At 45.6% G+C, this 22,275-nt stretch carries 22 protein-coding genes; 14 read left to right on the top strand and 8 right to left on the bottom strand.

The window, feature by feature from the left end; translation table 11 throughout:
• Positions 1–23: 23 nt before the first annotated feature.
• Positions 24–1,352, bottom strand: a complete 1,329-nt coding sequence (gene tolC, locus NL645_RS16865; protein WP_012842165.1) for an outer membrane channel protein TolC — start codon at positions 1,350–1,352, stop codon at positions 24–26.
• 229 nt (positions 1,353–1,581) lie between these two features.
• Between tolC and nudF the strand changes: the two genes are divergently transcribed.
• From nudF to parC, 6 genes are all read left to right on the top strand, one after another.
• Positions 1,582–2,232, top strand: a complete 651-nt coding sequence (nudF, locus tag NL645_RS16860; RefSeq protein ID WP_161444865.1) for an ADP-ribose diphosphatase — start codon at positions 1,582–1,584, stop codon at positions 2,230–2,232.
• Complete coding sequence (locus tag NL645_RS16855; protein WP_005395930.1) at positions 2,232–2,675, top strand: DUF1249 family protein; 444 nt, start codon at positions 2,232–2,234, stop codon at positions 2,673–2,675. The genes nudF and NL645_RS16855 overlap by 1 nt, the downstream gene beginning before the upstream one ends.
• A 61-nt stretch (positions 2,676–2,736) precedes the next feature.
• Positions 2,737–3,543 carry a 3',5'-cyclic-AMP phosphodiesterase gene (cpdA, locus tag NL645_RS16850; protein ID WP_253652084.1) on the top strand — a complete coding sequence of 269 codons (807 nt, stop codon included), beginning with the start codon at positions 2,737–2,739 and terminating at the stop codon, positions 3,541–3,543.
• Between the two features lie 47 nt (positions 3,544–3,590).
• Entirely contained in the window at positions 3,591–4,175 is a 585-nt protein-coding gene (gene yqiA, locus NL645_RS16845) for an esterase YqiA (RefSeq protein WP_046874000.1), read from the top strand.
• A 249-nt stretch (positions 4,176–4,424) separates the two neighbouring features.
• Positions 4,425–6,305, top strand: coding sequence for a DNA topoisomerase IV subunit B (gene parE / locus NL645_RS16840; protein ID WP_005395924.1), 1,881 nt, complete (start codon positions 4,425–4,427; stop codon positions 6,303–6,305).
• Between the two features lie 3 nt (positions 6,306–6,308).
• The gene (gene parC, locus NL645_RS16835; RefSeq protein WP_253652083.1) at positions 6,309–8,594 is read left to right on the top strand and encodes a DNA topoisomerase IV subunit A; all 2,286 of its coding nucleotides are present in this window, start codon (positions 6,309–6,311) and stop codon (positions 8,592–8,594) included.
• A gap of 37 nt (positions 8,595–8,631) precedes the next feature.
• Here parC and degS read toward each other — a convergent pair whose 3' ends face one another.
• The 3 genes from degS to zapG form a co-directional block, all read right to left on the bottom strand.
• On the bottom strand, positions 8,632–9,696 hold the full coding sequence (degS, locus tag NL645_RS16830; RefSeq protein WP_005395921.1) for an outer membrane-stress sensor serine endopeptidase DegS: 1,065 nt from the start codon (positions 9,694–9,696) through the stop codon (positions 8,632–8,634).
• Between the two features lie 190 nt (positions 9,697–9,886).
• Complete coding sequence (locus NL645_RS16825; RefSeq protein ID WP_005395920.1) at positions 9,887–11,254, bottom strand: Do family serine endopeptidase; 1,368 nt, start codon at positions 11,252–11,254, stop codon at positions 9,887–9,889.
• A gap of 203 nt (positions 11,255–11,457) precedes the next feature.
• Positions 11,458–11,901, bottom strand: coding sequence for a Z-ring associated protein ZapG (gene zapG, locus NL645_RS16820; protein WP_005395919.1), 444 nt, complete (start codon positions 11,899–11,901; stop codon positions 11,458–11,460).
• A gap of 195 nt (positions 11,902–12,096) precedes the next feature.
• On the opposite strand from zapG, the gene zapE reads away from it, so the two are divergent.
• The 8 genes from zapE to sspB all read left to right on the top strand — a co-directional run bounded on the left by zapE (position 12,097) and on the right by sspB (position 18,730).
• Complete coding sequence (zapE, locus tag NL645_RS16815) at positions 12,097–13,200, top strand: cell division protein ZapE (RefSeq protein ID WP_253652082.1); 1,104 nt, start codon at positions 12,097–12,099, stop codon at positions 13,198–13,200.
• Between the two features lie 250 nt (positions 13,201–13,450).
• Positions 13,451–13,879 carry a 50S ribosomal protein L13 gene (gene rplM, locus NL645_RS16810; RefSeq protein WP_012842158.1) on the top strand — a complete coding sequence of 143 codons (429 nt, stop codon included), beginning with the start codon at positions 13,451–13,453 and terminating at the stop codon, positions 13,877–13,879.
• Between the two features lie 15 nt (positions 13,880–13,894).
• Positions 13,895–14,287 (top strand): 30S ribosomal protein S9, encoded by a 393-nt coding sequence (rpsI, locus tag NL645_RS16805; protein WP_005372876.1) that lies wholly within the window; start codon positions 13,895–13,897, stop codon positions 14,285–14,287.
• Between the two features lie 618 nt (positions 14,288–14,905).
• The gene (petA, locus tag NL645_RS16800; RefSeq protein WP_005396462.1) at positions 14,906–15,496 is read left to right on the top strand and encodes a ubiquinol-cytochrome c reductase iron-sulfur subunit; all 591 of its coding nucleotides are present in this window, start codon (positions 14,906–14,908) and stop codon (positions 15,494–15,496) included.
• Positions 15,496–16,761, top strand: a complete 1,266-nt coding sequence (locus NL645_RS16795; protein ID WP_005372880.1) for a cytochrome bc complex cytochrome b subunit — start codon at positions 15,496–15,498, stop codon at positions 16,759–16,761. Before petA ends, NL645_RS16795 begins: the two co-directional genes overlap by 1 nt.
• The gene (locus tag NL645_RS16790; protein ID WP_005372881.1) at positions 16,758–17,495 is read left to right on the top strand and encodes a cytochrome c1; all 738 of its coding nucleotides are present in this window, start codon (positions 16,758–16,760) and stop codon (positions 17,493–17,495) included. Before NL645_RS16795 ends, NL645_RS16790 begins: the two co-directional genes overlap by 4 nt.
• 96 nt (positions 17,496–17,591) lie before the next feature.
• The gene (sspA, locus tag NL645_RS16785) at positions 17,592–18,227 is read left to right on the top strand and encodes a stringent starvation protein SspA (protein ID WP_005372897.1); all 636 of its coding nucleotides are present in this window, start codon (positions 17,592–17,594) and stop codon (positions 18,225–18,227) included.
• A 17-nt stretch (positions 18,228–18,244) separates the two neighbouring features.
• Positions 18,245–18,730, top strand: a complete 486-nt coding sequence (sspB, locus tag NL645_RS16780) for a ClpXP protease specificity-enhancing factor (RefSeq protein WP_253652081.1) — start codon at positions 18,245–18,247, stop codon at positions 18,728–18,730.
• Between the two features lie 69 nt (positions 18,731–18,799).
• Here sspB and NL645_RS16775 read toward each other — a convergent pair whose 3' ends face one another.
• From NL645_RS16775 to NL645_RS16760, 4 genes are read right to left on the bottom strand one after another with little or no spacing between them, the layout of a single operon-like run.
• Complete coding sequence (locus NL645_RS16775) at positions 18,800–19,465, bottom strand: BON domain-containing protein (RefSeq protein ID WP_253652080.1); 666 nt, start codon at positions 19,463–19,465, stop codon at positions 18,800–18,802.
• Between the two features lie 21 nt (positions 19,466–19,486).
• The gene (locus NL645_RS16770) at positions 19,487–20,077 is read right to left on the bottom strand and encodes a phosphoheptose isomerase (protein ID WP_005372901.1); all 591 of its coding nucleotides are present in this window, start codon (positions 20,075–20,077) and stop codon (positions 19,487–19,489) included.
• Positions 20,078–20,080: 3 nt separating this feature from the next.
• Positions 20,081–20,449: a YraN family protein gene (locus tag NL645_RS16765; RefSeq protein ID WP_104971259.1), complete on the bottom strand. Its 369-nt coding sequence runs from the start codon at positions 20,447–20,449 to the stop codon at positions 20,081–20,083.
• Positions 20,436–22,247, bottom strand: a complete 1,812-nt coding sequence (locus NL645_RS16760; RefSeq protein ID WP_253652079.1) for a penicillin-binding protein activator — start codon at positions 22,245–22,247, stop codon at positions 20,436–20,438. The genes NL645_RS16765 and NL645_RS16760 overlap by 14 nt, the downstream gene beginning before the upstream one ends.
• Positions 22,248–22,275: the final 28 nt, after the last annotated feature.

Here is a 22,275-nt window from a genome sequence, read left to right as displayed (position 1 = left end):
GAACTGAAGCATTCAGTCAGCAATTATTTTGCCGCTTTCAAACCTGCATCAACGTCTAAGATGTCTTGTTCGCTTAGCGTACCAACGGCTTGGCGTAGCTGAAGAACACTTAAGATGTAGTCGTAACGAGCGTTCGATAGGTTTTTATTCGCATCGTATAGACGACGAGTTGCGTCTAGCACGTCAACGATAGTACGAGTACCCACATCAAAACCTGCTTCTGTTGCTTCTAGTGCAGAGCGCGCAGAAATAACGGCTTGCTCATAAGCACGTAGTGCGCCGATAGAGGCGTTAATGTTGTTGTTTTGTGCGCGAACATCTTTTACTACGCTACGGTATTGTGCTTCAAGATCTTCACTTGCAGCCACGTACGCGTATTCAGCCTGTTTGGTTTGAGAGGTGACGTTACCACCCGTGTATAGTGGCACCGCAAGGTTCACACCGATATTGAAGTTGTCTGTGGTGTTGTCACGAGAGCTATGAGACGTATCACCGTAGTTGTAACCACCGTCTAGAGACAGCGTTGGTAGATGACCAGAACTTGCTAGTGAAATATTGTCACGTGCGATATCTTGAAGAATACGTGAAGATAGCAAGGTCAGGTTTTTGGTTTTTGCTTCGTCAATTAGTGATTCAGCAGGCACGGTCGATGGGCTAGCAGTGAAGCGGCGAGTGTCCAAGATGTTGAGATCTTTGTGCTCTTGACCGGTGATTTCACGTAATGACTCGTAGCTGTTAGTCAGTGCGTTTTCTGCTAACACTTCATCCGCCAGTACTTGGTCGTACTGAGCTTGCGCGTCGTGTACGTCAGTGATCGCAGATAAACCTACTTCAAAACGCTGTTTTGTTTGCTCTAGTTGACGACCCACTGCGGCTTTTTCTGCACGGACGAAAACAAGGTTGTCTTGTGCGCGTAGAACTTCAAAATACGCTTGTGAAACACGAAGAATTAGTGCTTGTTGAGTCGCAGCGTAAGTTGCGTCTGCTTGGCGAGCACTTTTCTCAGCGGTATCTAGCGAGATCCAAGATGCGCGGTTGTAAAGTGCTTGTGAAAAGCTAACACCAGCGGTTAGAGCGTTGGCATCGTTTGATACGTCATTGACTAGATTTGAGTCGTATTCAGTATCGCCACGAGTTAAGTTGTAACCTGCTGTTAGGTTAATTTGTGGTAATAGAGCACTACGGCTTGAGGTGATTGCTTCGAAAGCTTGGTCACGTTGTGCTGCTACACTGAGCAATTGTGGATCATTTTGTTTTGCTAAGTCGTAGATTTCAGCCAAAGAGTCTGCGAACGCAGACGTACTCATGCTACCTAGCGCTGCACTGATAAATAGTGGAAGCAATTTTTTCATTTTCTATTCCCGCGGTCAATAGATTGGTTAATTCTCAGTAGTTTAACTCAATTTGCACGATATTTACTCTAAAGTTTGCACTTTTTTACACGTAACTATCCAGTTGTGCAATAAATTTTCACCAAAGACTTAAATTAATTTGTAACTATTGTACAAAAAGTTGAGCCAAGTCCTTTGAGCAAGCGAATAACAATGAGTAAACTACAAGATTCACTCAGAGAGGTGTCGAATGCAACAGTGTGACAAACAACAAAAGGATTTTACTTCGCAAGATGTAAAAGTCATCTCGAAAGAAACCTTATTTGAAGGCTTTTTCAAAATGGTGAAATATCGCTTTCAGCATAAGCTATTTGCTGGAGGTTGGAGCGAGGTTGTCGAACGAGAAATGTTCGAGCGTGGTCATGCTGCAGCGATGCTTCCTTATGATCCAAATACGGATCAAGTGGTTATCATTGAACAGATTCGAGTAGGAGCCTTAGAGCATCAACACCCATGGCAGCTAGAGATTGTCGCGGGTATGATTGACCGTGATGAATCAGCTGAAGCCGTCATTCGCCGAGAAGCTGTCGAAGAGGCGGGGATACAAGTGAGGCGTGTTGCGCCAGTCACCTCTTATTATCCTTCTGCTGGCGGTTGCTCGGAAAAGTTGGACGTATTTGTTGGTGAAGTGGACGCATCTAAAGCGCACGGCATTCATGGTTTAGACTATGAGAATGAAGATATTCGCGTACATGTTTTGAGTCGTGAGCAAGCATATCAATGGGTGAAAGACGGAAAATTTGAAAATGGTGCGTCGATTATTGCGTTGCAATGGTTGCAATTAAACCATCAAGAGTTGAAGTCACAGTGGGGGCAACCCCAAATGGTGGAGAGTAAGTAATGGCACAAGTGGCTGAAAAACAGAGGTATCATGTTGATTTAGCGGGTCTAATGAGAACCTATGAGACCAACTACGCTAAATTGAACGCCTTATTGCCTGCTTCTGCCGAAGTTGGGGATGTACGCTGCTATCAAGCGGCGAACATGGTTTACCAACTGACCGTGAATGAAATCACAAAATACACCACAGTTGTTGAGATATGTCAGAGTGATGAAACGCCAGTGTTTCCTTTACCGACGATGTCTGTCAGGCTTTATCACGATGCGAGAGTAGCCGAAGTATGCTCAAGCGGAGAGTTCTCTCGCATAAAAGCTAAGTATGATTATCCCAACGACCAACTGATGCAGAAAGATGAAAAGCATCAACTAAACACATTCCTCGGTGAATGGCTGACGTTTTGTTTACGAAGTGGTATCAGTAGAACACCACTTGCCTTCAATTGATCGTCACGTCACTAAAGGAAAATAACAAATAACGATATAGTGGACGAATCAGGTTTTCATTTTGCAATCATCTAGTGACAGCATCAAACTTTTACAAATTACGGATACTCATCTGTTTGCTGCCGATGAGGGAAGTTTGCTGAGCGTAAAAACGGCCGATAGCTTTAACGCTGTTGTTGCTGATGTTTTACGCCGCAACGTGACGTTTGATTACATCTTGGCGACAGGGGACATTTCCCAAGACCATAGTGCAGAATCTTACCAGCGCTTTGCCGAAGGCATTGAACCGCTAGAGAAAGACTGCTTTTGGCTGCCTGGTAATCATGACTACAAGCCCAATATGGGCAGTGTATTACCTTCGCAACAAATCAAAGCGGCAGAGCATGTATTGCTTGGCGCGCATTGGCAGTTGGTTCTTTTAGACTCGCAAGTTGTTGGCGTTCCCCACGGACGCTTGAGTGATCAGCAGTTAGCGTTACTCGAAGAAAAGTTAGCAGAACACCCAGAAAGGCACACACTTGTGTTGCTGCATCACCATCCATTATTAGTGGGAAGCGCGTGGCTTGATCAACATACCTTAAAAGATGCCGAAGCGTTCTGGCAGGTTGTCGATCGTTTTGATAACGTGAAAGGTATTCTCTGTGGTCATGTTCATCAAGACATGAATGTGCTTCATAATGGCATTCGAGTGATGGCAACACCCTCGACGTGTGTTCAGTTTAAGCCTAACTCGGATGATTTTGCCCTCGATACGACTTCGCCTGGTTGGCGTGAACTGCAGCTGCATGCTTGTGGTGATATTACGACTCAAGTGGGCCGACTTCCTGATGGTCAGTTCCAACCAGACTTCTCTTCTAGCGGATACTAACGCGCCCGAGCTCTATGTTCGGGCTCGCTTTTTTGTGCGAGATATCTATGAGTAAACCTTCACTTCTTCTGTATATCCATGGTTTTAACAGCTCCCCACTCTCAATGAAAGCCAATGTGATGAGAGCATACTGCGAGCAGCATCGTCCTGATATCAAAGTGATTGTTCCCCAGTTACCTTGTTATCCTCAACAAGCGGCGAAAATGTTGTTGGATATCATCGAGCAATATAAAGACGACTATAACATTGGTCTGGTGGGCAGCTCATTAGGCGGCTTTATGTCAATGTGGCTAAATGACAAGTTTGGATTTAAAGCGGTTGTGGTCAACCCCGCGGTTAAGCCCTATGAGTTGTTAGTAGATTATTTGGGTGAGCAAACTAACCCTTATACGCACGAAACCTATACACTTGAAGCTTGTCATATTGACGAGTTAAAAGCTCTTGATGTACAAAGCATCGCGTCGCCACATTCTTTCTGGTTGTTACAGCAGACAGAAGATGAGGTTTTAGACTATCGACAAGCGGTAGATAAGTTTGCAGACGCTAAGCAAACAGTAGAACAAGGCGGTGATCACAGTTTTGTAGGCTTTGAGCGTTATCCTGCACAGATTATCGAATTTCTAGAACTGTAATTCGAAAGCGATTGGAAAAGGCTCATAGTTTTTATTGATATATCCAACCGTTTCTTGACATGGGCGGTATGCTTTCCGACTATGTTTTGCCAAAAGATCTTAAGGGTCGAGGACCCTGGCTACTTTGTTATGCATCATGTTTACAAGCACTTAGTGATGTGAACAGGGTGGCTTTTTCGTTTCCTGAGTATGGGTTCACCCATTGGTGATATTCAGGCAACAAGTAAACTTTGAGAATAATTCCGTATTATGACTGAACAATATAATGCTGGTGCCATTGAAGTACTGAATGGCTTAGAGCCAGTACGTCGCCGACCAGGGATGTATACGGATACAGCGCGCCCAAACCATTTGGGCCAAGAAGTTATCGACAACAGTGTCGATGAAGCGCTAGCCGGACATGCCTCAAAAGTACAAGTCATCCTACATGCCGACCAATCACTAGAAGTGATCGATGATGGTCGAGGCATGCCTGTTGATATCCACCCAGAAGAGAAAGTGTCAGGCGTAGAGTTAATCCTATGCAAGCTGCACGCAGGTGGTAAGTTCTCTAACAAAAACTACCAATTCTCTGGTGGTTTGCACGGGGTAGGTATTTCGGTAGTAAACGCGTTGTCAAAACGCGTTGAAGTAACCGTTCGTCGTGATGGTCAAGTGTATGAAATTGCATTTGAGCACGGTGATAAAGTCTCTGACCTGACCGTAACCGGCACATGTGGTCGTCGCAATCGCGGTACCAGCGTGCATTTCTGGCCTGATGCGAAGTACTTCGATTCGGCTAACTTCTCTGTTACACGCCTAGTCAATAATCTGCGCGCAAAAGCGGTTTTGTGCCCGGGCCTAGAAATTACATTAACCGACAAAGTTAATGGTAAAGACTATAAGTGGTACTACGAAGACGGTCTTAAAGACTATCTTGCGGAAGGCGTAAAAGGCTACCCAGTTATTCCTGAAGAACCATTTACTGGTGAGTTCTTGGCGGATACCGAAGCGGCAAACTGGGCGGTAATTTGGCAGCCAGAAGGTGGTGAGATGATCACCGAAAGCTACGTTAACCTGATCCCAACTGCTCAAGGTGGTACGCACGTTAATGGTTTACGCCAAGGCTTGTTAGAAGCGATGCGCGAGTTCTGTGAGTTCCGTAATCTATTACCTCGTGGCGTGAAGCTAACGGGTGATGACGTTTTCGACCGCTGTTCTTACGTGTTGTCGGTTAAAATTCAAGATCCGCAATTTGCAGGCCAGACCAAAGAACGTCTGTCTTCTCGTCAAACCGCGGCATTTGTCTCAGGTGTCGTAAAAGATGCGTTCAGTCTTTGGTTGAACGAAAAGCCTCAGCTAGCAGAGCAATTGGCAGAAGTCTGTATCGCTAACGCGCACCGTCGTATGCGTGCAGCGAAAAAAGTCGTACGTAAGAAAGTGGCGTCCGGCCCGGCACTGCCAGGTAAGTTGACCGACTGTTCAGCACAGGACTTAAGTCGCACTGAAATCTTCTTTGTGGAGGGTGACTCTGCGGGTGGCTCGGCAAAACAGGCACGTGACCGTGAGTTCCAAGCCGTGATGCCACTGCGTGGTAAGATCTTGAACACGTGGGAAGTCTCTGCTGACCAAGTATTAGCATCTCAAGAAGTACACGATATTTCAGTGGCTTTGGGGATTGATCCTGACAGCGATAACCTTGATGGTCTTCGTTACGGTAAGATCTGTATCCTTGCCGATGCGGACTCGGATGGTCTTCACATCGCAACGCTGCTTTGTGCACTGTTCACTCGTCACTTCCGTGCACTGGTTGAAGCGGGTCATATCTACGTGGCGATGCCGCCTCTGTATCGAATCGATTGCGGGAAAGAAGTATTCTACGCCCTTGATGACGATGAAAAAGATGGCATCTTAGAGCGCTTGTCGAAGAAGAAAGCCAAAATCAACGTGCAACGATTCAAAGGTTTGGGTGAGATGAACCCACTTCAGTTGCGTGAAACCACCATGGATCCGAACACGCGTCGCTTAGTGCAGTTAACCATTGACGACTCTACGGCGACCATGGAAATGATGGACATGCTGCTGGGCAAAAAGCGTGCAGATGACCGTCGTTCTTGGCTACAAAACAACGGCGACTTGGCAGAGGTGTAACGGATGTCTACAGAAATTACCTACGATGGCGTCGAACAGTTGCCAATGCGCAAGTTCACTGAAGACGCTTATCTGAACTACTCGATGTACGTAATCATGGACCGCGCCTTGCCATACATTGGCGATGGCTTAAAGCCGGTTCAACGACGTATCATTTATGCGATGTCAGAGCTTGGTCTCTCAGCATCTGCAAAATACAAAAAATCTGCACGTACCGTTGGTGACGTGCTAGGTAAATACCATCCGCACGGTGATTCAGCGTGTTACGAAGCGATGGTATTGATGGCTCAGCCATTCTCTTACCGCTATCCATTAGTGGATGGCCAAGGTAACTGGGGTGCGCCAGATGACCCGAAATCATTCGCGGCAATGCGTTATACCGAAGCAAAACTGTCTAAGTTTGCTGAAGTATTGCTAGGCGAACTGGGCCAGGGTACGGTTGAATGGCAACCTAACTTTGATGGCACAATGAAAGAGCCACAAATGTTGCCAGCACGTCTGCCTCATATCCTGCTTAACGGTGTAACCGGTATTGCGGTTGGTATGGCAACAGATATCCCACCGCATAACGTTCGTGAAATCGCAGATGCGACTATTCATTTGATCGACAACCCGAAAGCAGAACTGCCGGACGTGATGCAATATGTTAAAGGTCCGGATTACCCAACAGAAGCAGAAATCATCTCGCCGCAAGCGGATATTGAGAAGATTTACCGCAACGGTCGCGGCAGCATCAAGATGCGAGCGGTGTGGCACAAAGAAGGTTCTGATATCGTTATCACCTCTCTGCCACACCAAGTATCGGGTGCAAAACTGCTTGAGCAAATCGCCAACCAGATGCGTGCGAAGAAGCTACCAATGGTTGACGATCTTCGTGACGAGTCGGATCACGAGAACCCAACGCGTATCGTTGTGGTACCTAAGTCAAACCGCGTCGATTGTGATTTGTTAATGAACCACTTGTTCGCATCAACGGATCTTGAGCGCAGCTACCGCGTTAACTTGAACATGATTGGTTTGGATAATCGTCCTCAAGTTAAAGGTCTGGTGCAAATTCTGTCAGAGTGGATTGAGTTCCGTCGCACGACCGTACGTCGCCGACTACAACACCGCCTAGACAAAGTCATGGCTCGCTTACACATTTTGGAAGGTTTGTTGGTTGCTTACCTCAACCTAGATGAAGTGATTGAGATCATCCGTACTGAAGATGATCCTAAAGCGGTATTGATGGCACGTTTTGGTATTACCGATATCCAAGCGGATGCGATTCTAGACACCAAACTTCGTCACCTAGCCAAACTAGAAGAGATGAAGATCCGTGGTGAGCAAGACGAGCTAGAGAAAGAGCGTGAGAAGCTAGAACTGCTACTCGGTTCTGAGCGTCGTCTAAACACACTACTGAAAAAAGAAATCAAAGCGGATGCTGAGAAATACGGTGATGACCGTCGATCTCCATTGGTTGAGCGTGCAGAAGCAAAAGCGCTTACTGAACGTGATCTTGTTCCAAGCGAACCAATCACGGTTGTGCTTTCTGAGAAAGGTTGGATTCGTCACGCGAAAGGCCATGACGTAGATGCAGAAGGCCTGAACTATAAGTCGGGTGATAAATACTTAGCGCACGCACGAGGTAAGAGTAATCAGCCTGCGGTATTCCTAGGTAGTGACGGTCGAAGTTACTCTCTGGAATCGCACTCGCTGCCTTCTGCTCGTAGTCAAGGTGAGCCGATTACCGGTCGTTTGCATATTACGGCTGGTAGCAGTATTCGCCAAGTGATCATGAGTGAAGAAGATCAGCTGTGGCTGGTGGGCTCTGATGCAGGTTACGGCTTTGTATGTAAAGGCGCTGACTTGCTGTCTAAAAACCGCAGTGGTAAAGCGCTGGTCACTTTGCCGGCTAACTCTGAGGTCATGACGCCAAAAGCGATTGAAGATTTAGATTCTGATGAAATCTTAGCAATCACTAACCAAGGTCGCATGCTGCTGTTCCCAATCAAAGACCTGCCACAACTGGCGAAAGGTAAAGGGAATAAGATCATCAATATTCCTGCTGCTAAAGCAAAAGAGCGAGAAGAAGTACTATCTCACTTAATGTCTTTACCAAAAGGTGCATCGTTAACGCTGTACGCGGGTAAGCGAAAGTTGGGTCTTAAACCGTCTGACCTTGATAACTTCCGTGGCGAACGTGGTCGCCGAGGTGGGTTATTACCAAGAGGTTTGCAGCGAGTCACTCGCATTGAAGTTGAGCTGGATGATTCCGATACGACGGAAACACCGAGCGATAGCGAGTAACGCACAAATAAAAATCCCAGCCAGTGGCTGGGATTTTTTATGCTTCTTGCTTGTCTTCGGCAATGGTGACTTTCAAGCTCATCTCTTTTCCTTTGCGAATGATGCCAACGTCCACGGTGGTGCCAGGACGTAAATCGGTGACGATATCCATGACGCTCTGACGCCCTTGCACTTTATTGCCATCAATACTGATAATGATGTCCTGCTTTTGGAAGCCTGCTGCATTGGCTGGACCATTTGGATCAATACCAAGCACGACAATACCACCTATGTGTTCATTTCCAAGTAGGCGAGCAGTGACCGCATTAATGTCTTGGCCGTCGATACCAATATAACCACGAATCACGCGGCCATCAGCGATGATTTTCTGCATGATCTTGCTGGCTAGCGGCGCAGGGATAGCAAAAGAAATACCGTAAGTTTCTAAGTCTGTCGCTTGCTGAAAAGAGGCGGTATTAATGCCGACGAGCTCGCCTTGTGTGTTCACTAGGGCGCCACCAGAGTTCCCCTCATTGATGGCGGCATCGGTTTGAATAAATGCTTGGCGACCGTCGCTAATAGATGAGCGTCCTGTTGCTGAAATAATGCCGAACGTTGTGGTTTGTCCAAGGTTGTATGGGTTACCGATGGCTAGGACCACATCACCCACTTGTGGCTTGTAATTAGAGTTCAGAGGAATAACAGGTAAATTTGAACCTTCGACACGCAGTACGGCAATGTCTGTGCGTTTATCCGTGCCAACTAGCTGAGCCGCTGCGGCTCTACCGTCTTGTAATGCGACAACAATTTGGTCTGCTTGAGCAACCACATGGTAGTTGGTAATGATGTAGCCTTTCTCACTGACAATAACACCTGAACCCAGACCTTGAGTCGAGAGTTTACTGCGATCATTTTCAACATATTTACGGCTGTAGATGTTTACTACGGCAGGTGCTGCTCTTCGCACCGCCTGATTAAATGTCAACTCAACGGACGCGATATTAACAGGTTGCGGATCTAGCGCGGCAGGAATTACGTTGTTGCGCAAAGATGGTACCGCCAGTAATACCACTGCGGCAGTAGCCAAGCCTAAAAAGACAGAACGTAATAAAAAGCTGAGCATATCCTCTCCATGCATGAGCGCCAAAATGGCATAGAAGATGAAGAATAGCATTACATTGAAAAATAACAAAAGGGCAGCACGGAATCGTGCTGCCCTTTTCATTAGCTATTGAGCGATAAGGAAAAGTATTCGAGGCTTATTACTCGATGCTATGCATCGAAAACCTTATTTCCTATTACTTTGAAAGTGACTAACGAATAACAAGATAAATAGTACGTTCGCCACGCTGAATATTCAGAGCCAATACGCCTTTGTGCTTATCCACGATTGCACGAAGCTCAGCAAGGTTTTTCACGCGCTGACGGTTCACACCGATAATGATGTCCCCTTGTTGTAATTGATATTGAGCAGCCGGAGAGTTATCTGCAACGCTCGATACTTTAACGCCTTGAATTGCATCACTTGGTGTCGTATTGCTTAATTCCGCACCCTTGAGCCCTTCGTGTAATGTTTCGGCTTTGGCTTTCATATTTGTAGATTCGCCAAGCGTTACATCAAAGGTTTTATTCTTACCATCTCGAACCACACCTAACGTGATTTCTTTTCCTGCGCCCAGCGTTGCCACCTTTGCACGGAGCTCTGAGAAAGTATTAATCGCTTTGCCGTTTACCGATACAATTACATCACCGGCTTTCAATCCAGCTTTATCGGCTGCGCTGTCTGGTACGACTTGGCCAATAAAGGCTCCTTTACTCGACTCGTAACCCAATGCATCAGCCAGCTCAGAGGTTACTTCACCGCCCTGTACACCCAACATGCCGCGTTTGACTTCACCAAACTCTAGAATTTGCTCGGTGAGGTTTTTCATCATGTTGGACGGAATCGCAAAGCCAATCCCCACGTTACCGCCGTTAGGGCCTAAAATCGCAGTATTAATACCGATCAGCTCACCATTAAGGTTGACCAATGCACCACCAGAGTTACCGCTGTTAATTGCGGCATCGGTTTGGATGAAGTTTTCGAAGTTTTCAACGTTTAAGCCACTACGGCCTAACGCTGAGACGATGCCCGACGTCACGGTTTGACCGAGTCCGAATGGGTTACCAATCGCAACCGTAAAGTCACCTACGCGAAGTTTGTCGGAATCTGCGACTTTAATTTGCGTTAAGTTTTTCGCTTTTTCTAATTTAAGCAACGCAACATCGGCCATCTCATCGCCGCCAACGAGCGTAGCGTCATACTCGCGACCATCATAGAGGCGAACTCGAATCTCATCCGCGCCCTTGATTACGTGGTAGTTAGTGACTATATGCCCTTTTTTCGCATCAATAATGACACCAGAACCTAAACCTCTGAACGGGCGCTCGCGCCTTTGCTCCATCGGAAAGTCCGGTCCAAAGAAGAATTGAAATTGTTCGGGAATACGGCTGGTTTGTACTTGTTTGCCTTCTACAGCAATACTCACAACAGCAGGGGTTACTTTCTCAAGCATGGGCGCCAAGCTAGGTAACTGTTGGCCATCCACATTTAAAGGTAATGCGGCGGTGGCTTGAACTGGCGCAATAATAGAGCCCAAACTCAGAGATAGAACGGTGAGCGCAAGCAGTGGTTTTTTCATCCAATAACTCCTCTTGAAACATGTCTGCCAAAAAGAAATATCCGAACGGTTAGTTCACTTTGTTAATAACTAATATAGGGCCTAGTTCGGATAATCAAAGGGGGAGGCAGCTCACATCCAAGTTAGAGCAAAGGTAAGAAGAAAAAGTTCAAAAAAGGGCCGATACAAATGTATCGGCCCTAGTAGGTAGAGGTAAGAGAAGGTTATGATGCTTTTGCGGTTACCGCTTCGGGAGCATTAATGATTTCTTTCTCTTGATCCTTTAAAAGACCCGTTGCGCCATTGGCGTAGTCTTTTGGCTGTTCGTTAAACTCTGGTTGATCTTCTGCAATAGCTTCAGAAGACATTGCCGTTTTCTTATCAAACGGGTTGTCTTGCTCTGGCAAGTTTGGCAAAAGCTCAGAAGAGGTCTTAGCCATATGTTGGTACAGCTTGGTGTAATCTTTACCTAGTGTATCCAACATTTCTGCGGTTTGTGCAAAATGATCGACGAGCTCTTGACGTTGTTGCTCTAGTTCAAACTTGGCCGCTTCAAGTTCTTTCTGCACAGACTTTTGTTTCTTGTATTCAGGGGTGGTTAGTCTACTAATGACTACGCCTACGATTGTACCGACCAGCAAACCCACAATGGCATAAATCCAAGGCATAACTGCTCCTTATAGTTGTTTTAACAAGTCTTTTACTACTTAGTTACACGCGGTGCTAGTCCATGTTACTATGGCTTGAACAGCCGATAAAGAAAAATAGCAGTATGTCTTCGGGGACTGATAACTACTTCTCTCTATTCTCAAAGTTGACCCCGAGGTAACCCTTTTCCCAGTACCTCTATACGACTTAATACGATGACACCACTACAACAATATCAAAAAGACATAGCAGAACACGGGTTTCAGCGTGATGAAGCTCAGTATCAAGCGGTCGTTGCATTAGATAAGCTTTACCATGCTATCGTTGAATTTCAGTCAGCTCCTGTGCCCCAGCTTTCCAAATGGCAAAAGCTCATGGGGAAAAAAATCGACATGCCTGAACCCCCAAAAGGTCTTTACTTTTGGGGAGGAGTCGGACGCGGTAAAACGTACCTCATGGATGCGTTTTTTGATGCTTTACCAACCCAAAGAAAAATGCGCGTACACTTTCACCGCTTCATGTATCGAGTACATGATGAGTTGAAGCTGTTAGGTGATGTCGAAAATCCGCTAGCAAAAGTAGCGGATAAATTCAAAGAAGAAGCGGATGTGGTTTGCTTTGATGAATTTTTTGTCTCTGACATTACGGATGCGATGATCCTTGCAACGTTACTCCAAGAGATGTTCAAGCGGCAGATGATCCTAGTCGCGACTTCAAACATCGAACCGCAGAACTTATATCGTAATGGCTTACAAAGAGCGCGCTTTTTGCCTGCAATTGATATGATTTTGGCACGTTGTGACGTGTTGAATGTTGATAGTGGCGTTGATTATCGCTTAAGAACGCTTGAACAGGCCGAAATATACCATTATCCACTTGATGAACAGGCCAACATTAATCTCAACAAGTATTATCAGCAGCTGACGGGCGAACGTCAGATCGTCGCTCATCAAATCGAAGTTAATCACCGTCAGCTTGAGGTAATTGAAGCGAGTGATGGGGTTCTGCATGCGTCGTTTGCTCAGTTATGCCAAACCGCTCGCAGTCAAAATGACTACATTGAGCTGTCCCGAATTTATCACACGGTATTATTGGCGGACGTTCAACAGATGAACCGAAAAATAGATGACGCTGCGAGGCGTTTTATCGCACTGGTCGATGAGTTTTACGAGCGCAATGTGAAGTTGATTATTTCTGCTGAAGTGCCAATGGAAGACTTATATACTGAGGGGCAGCTCGACTTTGAATTTAAGCGCTGTTTGTCTCGGCTCACTGAGATGCAAAGTCATGAGTACCTCGCGCGTGAGCATTTGGCCTAAATCTAGTGTGTTCTTAAAAAGTGAAGAAAAAATTAGTGATTTGGCGCAAAAAAAGGTGATTTTTTCTTCGCTCTTCTCTATAATCCTGCGACCCACCGTTACTGCAGACCGGATTATCGAAGTTATTTCGAAATTGAAGGTCGAGAGTACCAACGACTCGAAGGGGTGATGACTGGGCTCTTAGACAGTGTGGGAGCACCAGAACGGTGTTCCTTAAAGTTTAAATTTTAATTAACGGGTTATTATTAGCATGAAAACTTTCGTTGCTAAACCAGAAACTGTAAAACGCGACTGGTACGTTGTAGACGCTGAAGGTAAAACTCTTGGTCGTCTAGCAAGTGAAATTGCATCTCGCCTACGTGGCAAACATAAAGCTGAATACACTCCTCACGTTGACGCTGGTGACTACATCATCGTTATCAACGCTGAGAAAGTTGCTGTAACTGGTAACAAAGCTAAGAACAAAGTGTACTACCGTCACTCTGAGTTCCCAGGTGGTCTAAAATCTATCACTTTTGAAAAGTTGATCGATCGTAAACCTGAGATGGTTCTTGAGCTTGCAGTTAAAGGCATGCTTCCACGTGGTCCTCTAGGCCGTGCTATGTACCGTAAGCTTAAAGTTTACGCAGGCGCTGAGCACAACCATGTTGCTCAACAACCACAAGTACTAGACATCTAATTGGGGATTTCGAAAATGGCAGAGAATCAATACTACGGCACTGGCCGTCGCAAAAGCTCAGCTGCACGTGTTTTTATTAAACCAGGCAGCGGCAACATTGTAGTAAACAAGCGTAACCTTGACGAATACTTCGGTCGTCCAACAGCTCGCATGGTTGTACAACAACCTCTAGAACTTGTTGAACTAACTGAAAAGCTAGACCTTTACGTAACAGTTAAAGGCGGCGGTATTTCTGGTCAAGCTGGTGCTATCCGTCACGGTATCACTCGCGCGCTTATGGAATACGATGAGTCTCTACGTCCTGCTCTACGCGCAGCTGGCTACGTTACTCGTGACGCTCGTTGCGTTGAACGTAAGAAAGTTGGTCTACGTAAAGCACGTCGTCGTCCACAGTTCTCTAAGCGTTAATTTCCTCTTATTGGAAATTCTGCTTTTCAGAGTTACTCTGGAAACTGTGTACCAAAAGCTCGGCTCTATGCCGGGCTTTTTTGTTTTTAAAGAAATAATACCTGCCTATCAATATCCATTTGTATTCACTTATAACTAGGCTCAGAGTAAGGCTTCTTCCTTACCATACGTTATAAGCTTATTTATCTGCTGTGGGTGCCTTTACGTCTTAATATCCCTGCAACATGTTTTAAAATGCCTACTCGTCTTTTTTGCGTATGCGGCGTGCTACAAAAGTGAAAATACAAACAACGTAAGTTGAATGCGCACTAAGAAATATTTTGCTGTGTAATTAACTGAAAACTACCAAGATAAAAGGTTTGAATAGCTTTCAGCAGAACTTCTATGTTGTGCTTTCTTGTTACAAATCACATCAATTTTTTATAATTCTGCCGCTTTTGTGACGACGCGAGCGATTTGCCTCACAAATGTTACAAAAAGGTAGCTTTATCTTGTCAAAAAGTAGGGTTTTCTTTATCATTTCCCTCCAATAAATAGAACTAAATTCATTATTTGTTAGCCATGCTCTTATAAGCGGAATAATAACGATCCAAAGGGAGCAAATGGGAGAATGTTTGGATGAGCAACGCGCCTTTAAATAACGGTCGCAGGCGTTTTCTAACCGCTACAACGGCAGTTGTTGGTGGGTTAGGGGCAGTCGCCGTCGCCGTGCCTTTTATCAAATCATGGAATCCGAGTGCCAAAGCCAAAGCGGCAGGTGCACCGGTGGAAGTGGATATAAGTAAAATTGAACCAGGTCAGCTGGTTCGTGTCGAGTGGCAGGGGAAACCTGTATGGATTGTTCGCCGCACTCAAAGCGTTCTAGATAACTTAAAAACGATCGGCGATAAGCTTCGTGATCCGCAATCTGAAATGGAACAGCAGCCTGAGTACGCTCAGAATGAGTTTCGTTCGATTAAGGAAGAGTTTTTTGTCGCTGTTGGTTTCTGTACTCACCTAGGTTGTTCACCAACCTATCTACCAGACTCTTTCTCAGAGCAGGTCCAGGGCGTAAGATCTGGCTTCTTCTGTCCTTGTCATGGTTCTAAGTTCGATATGGCTGGTCGAGTGTTCCAAGGGGTACCTGCTCCATTGAACCTTGTCGTTCCTAAGCACATGTATTTGAGCGACACCAAGCTCATTGTGGGTGTTGATGAGGGGGATGCATAATGCAAGCAATGTTAGACTGGGTTGAAAAGCGTATTCCTGCAATGAATGCTTATAAAAAGCATTTGTCTGAATACCCAATGCCTAAGAACTTCAACTTTTGGTACCTTTTCGGTTCTCTGGCGATGCTGGTTCTGGTTAACCAAATCCTAACGGGTATTTGGCTAACGATGAACTACGTTCCTTCTGGTGACGGTGCGTTTGCTTCTATCGAGTACATCATGCGTGATGTAGAGTACGGTTGGCTTCTACGTTACATGCACTCAACTGGCGCATCTGCGTTTTTCGTTGTTGTGTACTTGCACATGTTCCGTGGCCTGATCTACGGCTCATACCAAAAACCTCGTGAACTACTGTGGATCTTCGGTATGTTGATCTTCCTCGTTCTAATGGCTGAAGCATTCATGGGTTACCTACTGCCATGGGGTCAGATGTCATACTGGGGTGCGCAGGTAATCATTTCTTTGTTTGGTGCGATTCCTGTTATCGGTGATGACCTAACGCTTTGGATCCGTGGTGACTACATCATCTCTGGTGCAACGTTAAACCGTTTCTTCGCACTACACGTTATTGCACTGCCTATCGTTCTGCTTCTTCTTGTGGTTCTGCACGTATTGGCGCTGCACGAAGTCGGCTCAAACAACCCTGATGGTATCGAAACTAAGCTACCAAAAGGTTCAATGGGCGATGATTACAAGACACAGTTCAAGTTCCACGATTACTACACGAAGAAATACGACATTATCGACTCTATTCCTTTCCACCCATACGGTACGGTTAAGGACTTAGTTGGTGTGGCTGGTTTCTTGTTCTTCTTCTGTTACGTGCTGTTCTTTAACCCAGAAATGGGAGGATACTTCCTTGAACCGCCTAACTTTGAAGCGGCCAACCCACTGAAGACACCAGAGCACATTGCTCCGGTATGGTACTTCACGCCGTTTTACGCAATCTTACGTGCGGTTCCAGACAAACTATTAGGTGTTATCCTAATGGGTGCGTCAATAGCAGTGCTGTTTGTTCTACCTTGGTTGGATCGTTGTAAAGTTCGTTCATACCGTTACCGTAGCAAACTTCATCTGTTGAATATTGTACAGTTCACTATCGCCTTTATCGCTCTGGGTATTTTAGGTGCGTTACCTGCAACACCAACGTACACACTACTATCTCAGATCTTTAGCTTGTGTTACTTCATGTTCTTTGTGTTGCTGTTCTTCTACAGCAAAAATGAAGCAACCAAACCATTACCAGAGAGGGTGACATTCAAATGAAGAAGTGGATTGTAATTCTATTTGCTATGTTGCCATCACTAGCGATGGCAGCGGGGGCTAACGTTCCGCTTGATAAAGCGAATGTTGACCTAACGGATAAAGCTTCGCTACAAAACGGTGCGAAGTTGTTCATGAACTACTGTTTTGCTTGTCACTCAACGCAGTATCAGCGTTATGAGCGTGTAGCAACAGACTTGGAAATTCCAACAGACTTAATGAAAGAAAACCTGATTTTCAATCCTGAAGCGAAAATCGGTGATCTAATGGTCAATGCAATGCCACCGAAGCAAGCGGCAAACTGGTTTGGAGCTCCACCACCAGATCTTACGTTGGTTGCACGAGTTCGTGGTGCTGATTGGTTATACACTTACTTACGCTCTTTCTATGTTGATCCATCTCGTCCATTCGGCGTGAACAACATTGTCTTCCCGAGTGTTGGTATGCCACATGTGCTTGAAGAGCTACAGGGTATCCCGACGCCGATTTACGATACGAAAATCGTAGATGGCGAAGAAGTACAAGTTGTTGTTGGTACTGAAACAGATGGTACGGGTGAGCTGAGCGAAGGCGAATACGACAAAGCGGTTGGCGACCTAGTGAACTTCTTGGTTTATTCAGGTGACCCAGTGCAGCTTGAGCGTCATGCTTTAGGTTGGTGGGTAATGGGCTTCTTAGTGCTTCTAACCATCGTTGTCGTGATGCTCAAGAAAGAGTATTGGCGCGATGTGCATTAATTGTGCTAAAATACCGTGCTAATTCCCAATTTTAATTGATGTACAATGGAGGCTTAGCCTCCATTGTTTTTATTTGTAAGTGTACTGGAGGGCTCCATGGCTGTAGCTGCCAATAAACGTTCTGTGATGACTCTTTTCTCAAGTGCATCAGATTTGTATAGCCATCAGGTTCGCATTGTACTAGCTGAAAAAGGCGTAAGTGTTGAAGTTGAGCTTGTTGATGAAGCAAACCTTCCTGCTGAGCTTGTTGAGCTAAACCCATATAAATCAGTGCCAACTCTTGTTGACCGTGAGCTAGCTCTTTACGATTCAAAAATCATCATGGAGTACTTGGACGAGCGTTTCCCTCATCCACCTCTAATGCCGGTTTACCCTGTTGCTCGCGGCAACAGCCGCTTGATGATGTACCGTATCGAACGCAACTGGTATTCACTCGCTGAAAAAGTGATGAAAGGTAATGCGGAAGAATCAGAAAAAGCACGCACAAAGCTGCGTAATGATCTTCTGACGTTAGCGCCAATTTTTGCTGAATATGAGTACTTCATGAGCGAAGAATTCAGCTTGATCGACTGTTACCTAGCTCCATTATTGTGGCGTCTGCCTCAACTTGGTATCGATCTGGTTGGCCCTGGTTCAAAAGAAATCAAGGTGTACATGAACCGCGTATTTGAACGTGATTCGTTCCTTGCTTCTTTAACTGAAGCTGAACGTGAAATGCGCCTAGTTCGCTAAGCGATTTAGAACACGTTATGGATATTGCAAAAATGACTGCTCGCCGTCCGTATATGCTTCGTGCATTTTACGATTGGCTAGTAGACAATGACTTGACTCCTCACTTGGTGGTGGATGCAACGATGCCGGGCGTACGTGTACCGGTTGAGTTTATTCAAGATGGTCAAATTATTTTGAATATTGCGCCACGTGCGGTGGGTAATCTTGAGTTAGGTAATGATGCGATTACCTTCCATGCTCGCTTTAGCGGTCGTCCACACTCAGTAATTGTGCCTGTGTATGCTGTCCAAGCTATTTATGCGCGTGAGAATGGTGCTGGTACTATGTTTGAACCAGAAGAAGCGTACACTAACATCGAAGAAGAAGCGATGACCGAGGAAGAATCATCCCCACCGTTTACAACGGTTAGCGATGAGCCTTCTGAGTTAGCCTCTGATTCGGATGCCGAAGAGGACGATGCTCCTCGACCAAAAGGCAAACCAAGCTTAAGAGTTATTAAATAAAAAAAGCAGCGTAACGCTGCTTTTTTTTCTTTTTAGTGTCTTGACGTGTTTTCAAGTGATGTTTCGCAATTACTCAATCGTAAATGCTTCGACGTTGGCTTCATTTTCCGCGTTTGTCTCACTTTTTATTGTTTGTACACCGTCACTCGGTAAGTCCACTTCAACAGGTTCCATTTCGCCATATTGGAACCCTTTAATGACTTGTTTTACGCCAGAGATATTACGCGCGATTTCTGTCGCTCGCTCGCCTTGCTCTGGTGTGACATAACCAAACAGAAAAACATCGCCGTCTTCGGTGATCACTTTAACCTTAACGCCATTGAGTTCAGAGTCGGTAAGCAAGGCTGATTTTACTTTGGTTGTGATCCAGCTGTCGTTGCTAATTTGAGTGACAGTGAGTGGCTCTTTTTGTTTGATTTGATTGTGTATGACTTTCACACCACTAACTTCTCGAGCTCTTCGCTCTAAAGCATGGATAAGGTCTTGCGTTGGAGCCTGACCCATAAGAACAACCGTACCGTTATAGGAGCTGGCAACCACACGAACTTCACCTTTAAACGGCGCCTTGTTACCGATCGCCGCAACTTCGAATTCGATGTTGTTGTCCTGCCAAATTTGTTTTGTACTGCGTGTGTCCGTGACAATATTTGCTGTGGTTGCAGCGCCAGCGATAAACAAGCCAGCGCAACCACTTAAACTCAATGCTGTTAATAAGATAACGAGGCTACGTATCATAATTCTGACCCTCAGTCTTGGTTACTCTTCATGAGCAGGGAAAAGCACCTGGTCAATAAGATCACAAAGACAATGGAGTGTCACCATATGTACTTCGTGAATACGTGCAGTGCGGTGTGATGGAATGCGAATTTCGACGTCGTTCTCACCAAGCAGGCCTGCCATCTCACCGCCATCTTTTCCTGTTAGCGCGATAATCGTCATGTCTCGAGTTACGGCCGCTTCCATCGCTTTGATAATATTTTTGCTGTTACCGCTAGTCGACATGGCAAGCAGAATGTCGCCTGGCTGGCCAAACGCTCGTACCTGTTTTGAGAAAATTTCCTGGTAGTGGTAGTCGTTTGCAACAGCGGTCAGGGTTGTATTATCGGCTGTTAAGGCCATTGCTGGTAGGCTAGGGCGCTCAGTTTCAAAACGGTTTAAAAGACAAGAAACAAATTGTTGAGCGTTTGAAGCACTGCCGCCATTACCACAACATAAAATTTTGTTGCCATTGAGCAAGCTTGAGACCATCGCTTGGGCCGCGTGAGTAATGGCATCGGGCAGCGCCTCTGCTGCTGCGATTTGAATTTGAATACTTTCTGTAAAGCTGTCTTTAATGCTGTCTAGCATCGCTTATCCTTCAGAGATTGCGTTTTCTATCCAGTTGATATCTCGCCCATTGTTATGAATAGCGATGACATCAAACCGATAATCGATATTGTGTTTTAAGCGCTTTTGTTGGCTAAGCCAAACTTGTGCAGTTTTGATTAGCTTGCGCATTTTTGCGTGCGTTACCATTTCTGCTGCTGAGCCAAAGTGATCGTTCTTACGATATTTGACTTCAACAAACACAATAGTTTCACCTTGTTGGAAGATTAAATCAATCTCACCGACCTTGGTCAGGAAATTTTGTTCAATAAAGCGCAAGCCCTGGCGTTGCAAATAGTGCTTCGCCAGAGCTTCATATTGATTTCCGATTTGGCGCTTACTAAAGAGCCCCACGCTCAGCCCAGCTCAATTCACGCTGTACAACACAGTTGTTGTCGATACTTAAAATACCGGTTTGGCCACCGACTGAGTAACCAGGAACGACCTTCATTTGTGGAAGTTCACCGATCAATTTATATGCATCCATACCGAGTGCTTTCAAACGTTTTTCCATGTTAGATTGCTCTGACCAAAGCTCGTTCATTTCAGCGGTCACGCTAGGATCTGGGTCAATAAGCAATGGAATGTCGCTGTAGATGATGCCTGTTAGATCTTCGTATGTCGCGCCGCCACTGTTGCTACGCGAACTAGAGAAGATTTGTGGTGCTTTCGCATCAGGGTTAATCGCTACTTCGATAAACGGCTTGATCAAAGTCAGCTCAGTGCTTCTAGCTACGATATAAACCGCATCAACATCACGACGGCTACGTGGCTGTGTTTCAAGCTTAATTCGCATTAATGATTGCATCTGGGCGATACGCTGCTTGCTCTCTTGCAGGCCAAATACTTCATTGATGTCTTTTTGAAGTTGGCGCTTGTCACCAAAGTAACTTGCTGCGACTTTGTTAGAGCTGTACTTTCGCCATTCTTTGTTGAAAGCCTCAGTTACACGCTCTCCAAAGCTGCCTTTTGGTGCAAGAATAAGAGGGAAGTTGTAGCCTTCGCTGAACAAGTGTTTTGCAGCTTGTGCGGCTTCTTGTTCCGGTGATAATGCCAAGTAGCAAATATTGCTATCTGGTTGCACATCCTCGGGAATATTTAGCGCAAGGGCTGGAATGGTAGTGCCATTTGCTGAGCCATCCATGGTTGTGTGTAACAACTCCACGTTCTCTTTTTCTAGAGGGCCAACAACAAAATCGATGTTTTCATTGATCAAGCGTTGTTTAATTTGGTCAGCGTTATACGCATTGGTGTCAATCACCGTAAGTGTTGCACTAGGATCTCGATTACGATCATTCATCATCGCAAACACAAAACCATCACGAATTAATTGCGCTTGTGGCGAGAACTTACCCGTCAGCGGCAGCAATAAAGCAGTATTGTTTGGCTTCACGATATCAAGAGAGAGAATGTTTTGAATCTCTTCTGGTGTATAGATAGCAGCTGGGTGCGAAGGGTTTTCGCTTAACCAGCGCTCTAGCGTATTTTTAAGTTGGGACAGGTTGCCCGACAGCGTTTTTGCATAAACAGCCAGCTGAAGCCAGCCGTCTAGAACATCCTCATTCGGCTCTGTTTCTAATGAGGTGAGTTCATATTCTGAGTAGCTGCCAAAGTTCATCCAAATACGGCTAGAGATTTCCCTCTGCTCTGCTGACGAGGCGTATTGACCAAATGCAACCAGCTGGCGGTTTGCTTCAAACGCTTGGTTGAGGCCTTGATAAGCGTCGGCACGCATCAAGTAATAGTCTTTCCATTGCTCGTTTGGCAATTTCCACCAAGGTTTAAAGTTTAACAATTGCAGCAACTGCGAGTAATTACCTTGCTTTTGCTGTATGGTCGCACGCGCCAGTTGCCACTCCGCTTGCTGAACTTCGGTCAACTGTTGTCGAGCCAGACGTTTGATCAACAGTTCTGCTTGATCAAACTGGTTCGCTTGAATAGCGGCTTTGGTTGCCATGATCAACCAGTCATTTTGTAAACTGCCTTCCGTGCTATCAGCTTGGATCATATAGTTCTGAACAGACTGAGTAGGCTCAAGTGTTACATCAACGCCATCAGGCTGTCTTGGACCTGAAGAACAGGCGGCGAGCGTAATTGCTAGTGCAACAGGAGTAAGTATGCGTGGTACACTGAGTCTCTTATGGTTAATCATTGCCGTGAGTTCTCTATAATTTTGTACA

Origin of the sequence: Vibrio sp. Y51_MX_L26 (genome assembly GCF_024181935.1) — a bacterium.
Classification (GTDB): domain Bacteria; phylum Pseudomonadota; class Gammaproteobacteria; order Enterobacterales; family Vibrionaceae; genus Vibrio; species Vibrio diabolicus.
This window is presented reverse-complemented; position numbering and strand designations above follow the sequence as displayed.

Excerpts from the sequence above, each read along its gene's own strand:
- tolC (WP_012842165.1), bottom strand. The coding sequence starts at position 1,352 with ATGAAAAAATTGCTTCCACTATTTATCAGTGCAGCGCTAGGTAGCATG.
- nudF (WP_161444865.1), top strand. The coding sequence starts at position 1,582 with ATGCAACAGTGTGACAAACAACAAAAGGATTTTACTTCGCAAGATGTA.
- NL645_RS16855 (WP_005395930.1), top strand. The coding sequence starts at position 2,232 with ATGGCACAAGTGGCTGAAAAACAGAGGTATCATGTTGATTTAGCGGGT.
- yqiA (WP_046874000.1), top strand. The coding sequence starts at position 3,591 with ATGAGTAAACCTTCACTTCTTCTGTATATCCATGGTTTTAACAGCTCC.
- parE (WP_005395924.1), top strand. The coding sequence starts at position 4,425 with ATGACTGAACAATATAATGCTGGTGCCATTGAAGTACTGAATGGCTTA.
- parC (WP_253652083.1), top strand. The coding sequence starts at position 6,309 with ATGTCTACAGAAATTACCTACGATGGCGTCGAACAGTTGCCAATGCGC.
- degS (WP_005395921.1), bottom strand. The coding sequence starts at position 9,696 with ATGCTCAGCTTTTTATTACGTTCTGTCTTTTTAGGCTTGGCTACTGCC.
- NL645_RS16825 (WP_005395920.1), bottom strand. The coding sequence starts at position 11,254 with ATGAAAAAACCACTGCTTGCGCTCACCGTTCTATCTCTGAGTTTGGGC.
- zapG (WP_005395919.1), bottom strand. The coding sequence starts at position 11,901 with ATGCCTTGGATTTATGCCATTGTGGGTTTGCTGGTCGGTACAATCGTA.
- zapE (WP_253652082.1), top strand. The coding sequence starts at position 12,097 with ATGACACCACTACAACAATATCAAAAAGACATAGCAGAACACGGGTTT.
- rplM (WP_012842158.1), top strand. The coding sequence starts at position 13,451 with ATGAAAACTTTCGTTGCTAAACCAGAAACTGTAAAACGCGACTGGTAC.
- rpsI (WP_005372876.1), top strand. The coding sequence starts at position 13,895 with ATGGCAGAGAATCAATACTACGGCACTGGCCGTCGCAAAAGCTCAGCT.
- petA (WP_005396462.1), top strand. The coding sequence starts at position 14,906 with ATGAGCAACGCGCCTTTAAATAACGGTCGCAGGCGTTTTCTAACCGCT.
- NL645_RS16795 (WP_005372880.1), top strand. The coding sequence starts at position 15,496 with ATGCAAGCAATGTTAGACTGGGTTGAAAAGCGTATTCCTGCAATGAAT.
- NL645_RS16790 (WP_005372881.1), top strand. The coding sequence starts at position 16,758 with ATGAAGAAGTGGATTGTAATTCTATTTGCTATGTTGCCATCACTAGCG.
- sspA (WP_005372897.1), top strand. The coding sequence starts at position 17,592 with ATGGCTGTAGCTGCCAATAAACGTTCTGTGATGACTCTTTTCTCAAGT.
- sspB (WP_253652081.1), top strand. The coding sequence starts at position 18,245 with ATGGATATTGCAAAAATGACTGCTCGCCGTCCGTATATGCTTCGTGCA.
- NL645_RS16775 (WP_253652080.1), bottom strand. The coding sequence starts at position 19,465 with ATGATACGTAGCCTCGTTATCTTATTAACAGCATTGAGTTTAAGTGGT.
- NL645_RS16770 (WP_005372901.1), bottom strand. The coding sequence starts at position 20,077 with ATGCTAGACAGCATTAAAGACAGCTTTACAGAAAGTATTCAAATTCAA.
- NL645_RS16760 (WP_253652079.1), bottom strand. The coding sequence starts at position 22,247 with ATGATTAACCATAAGAGACTCAGTGTACCACGCATACTTACTCCTGTT.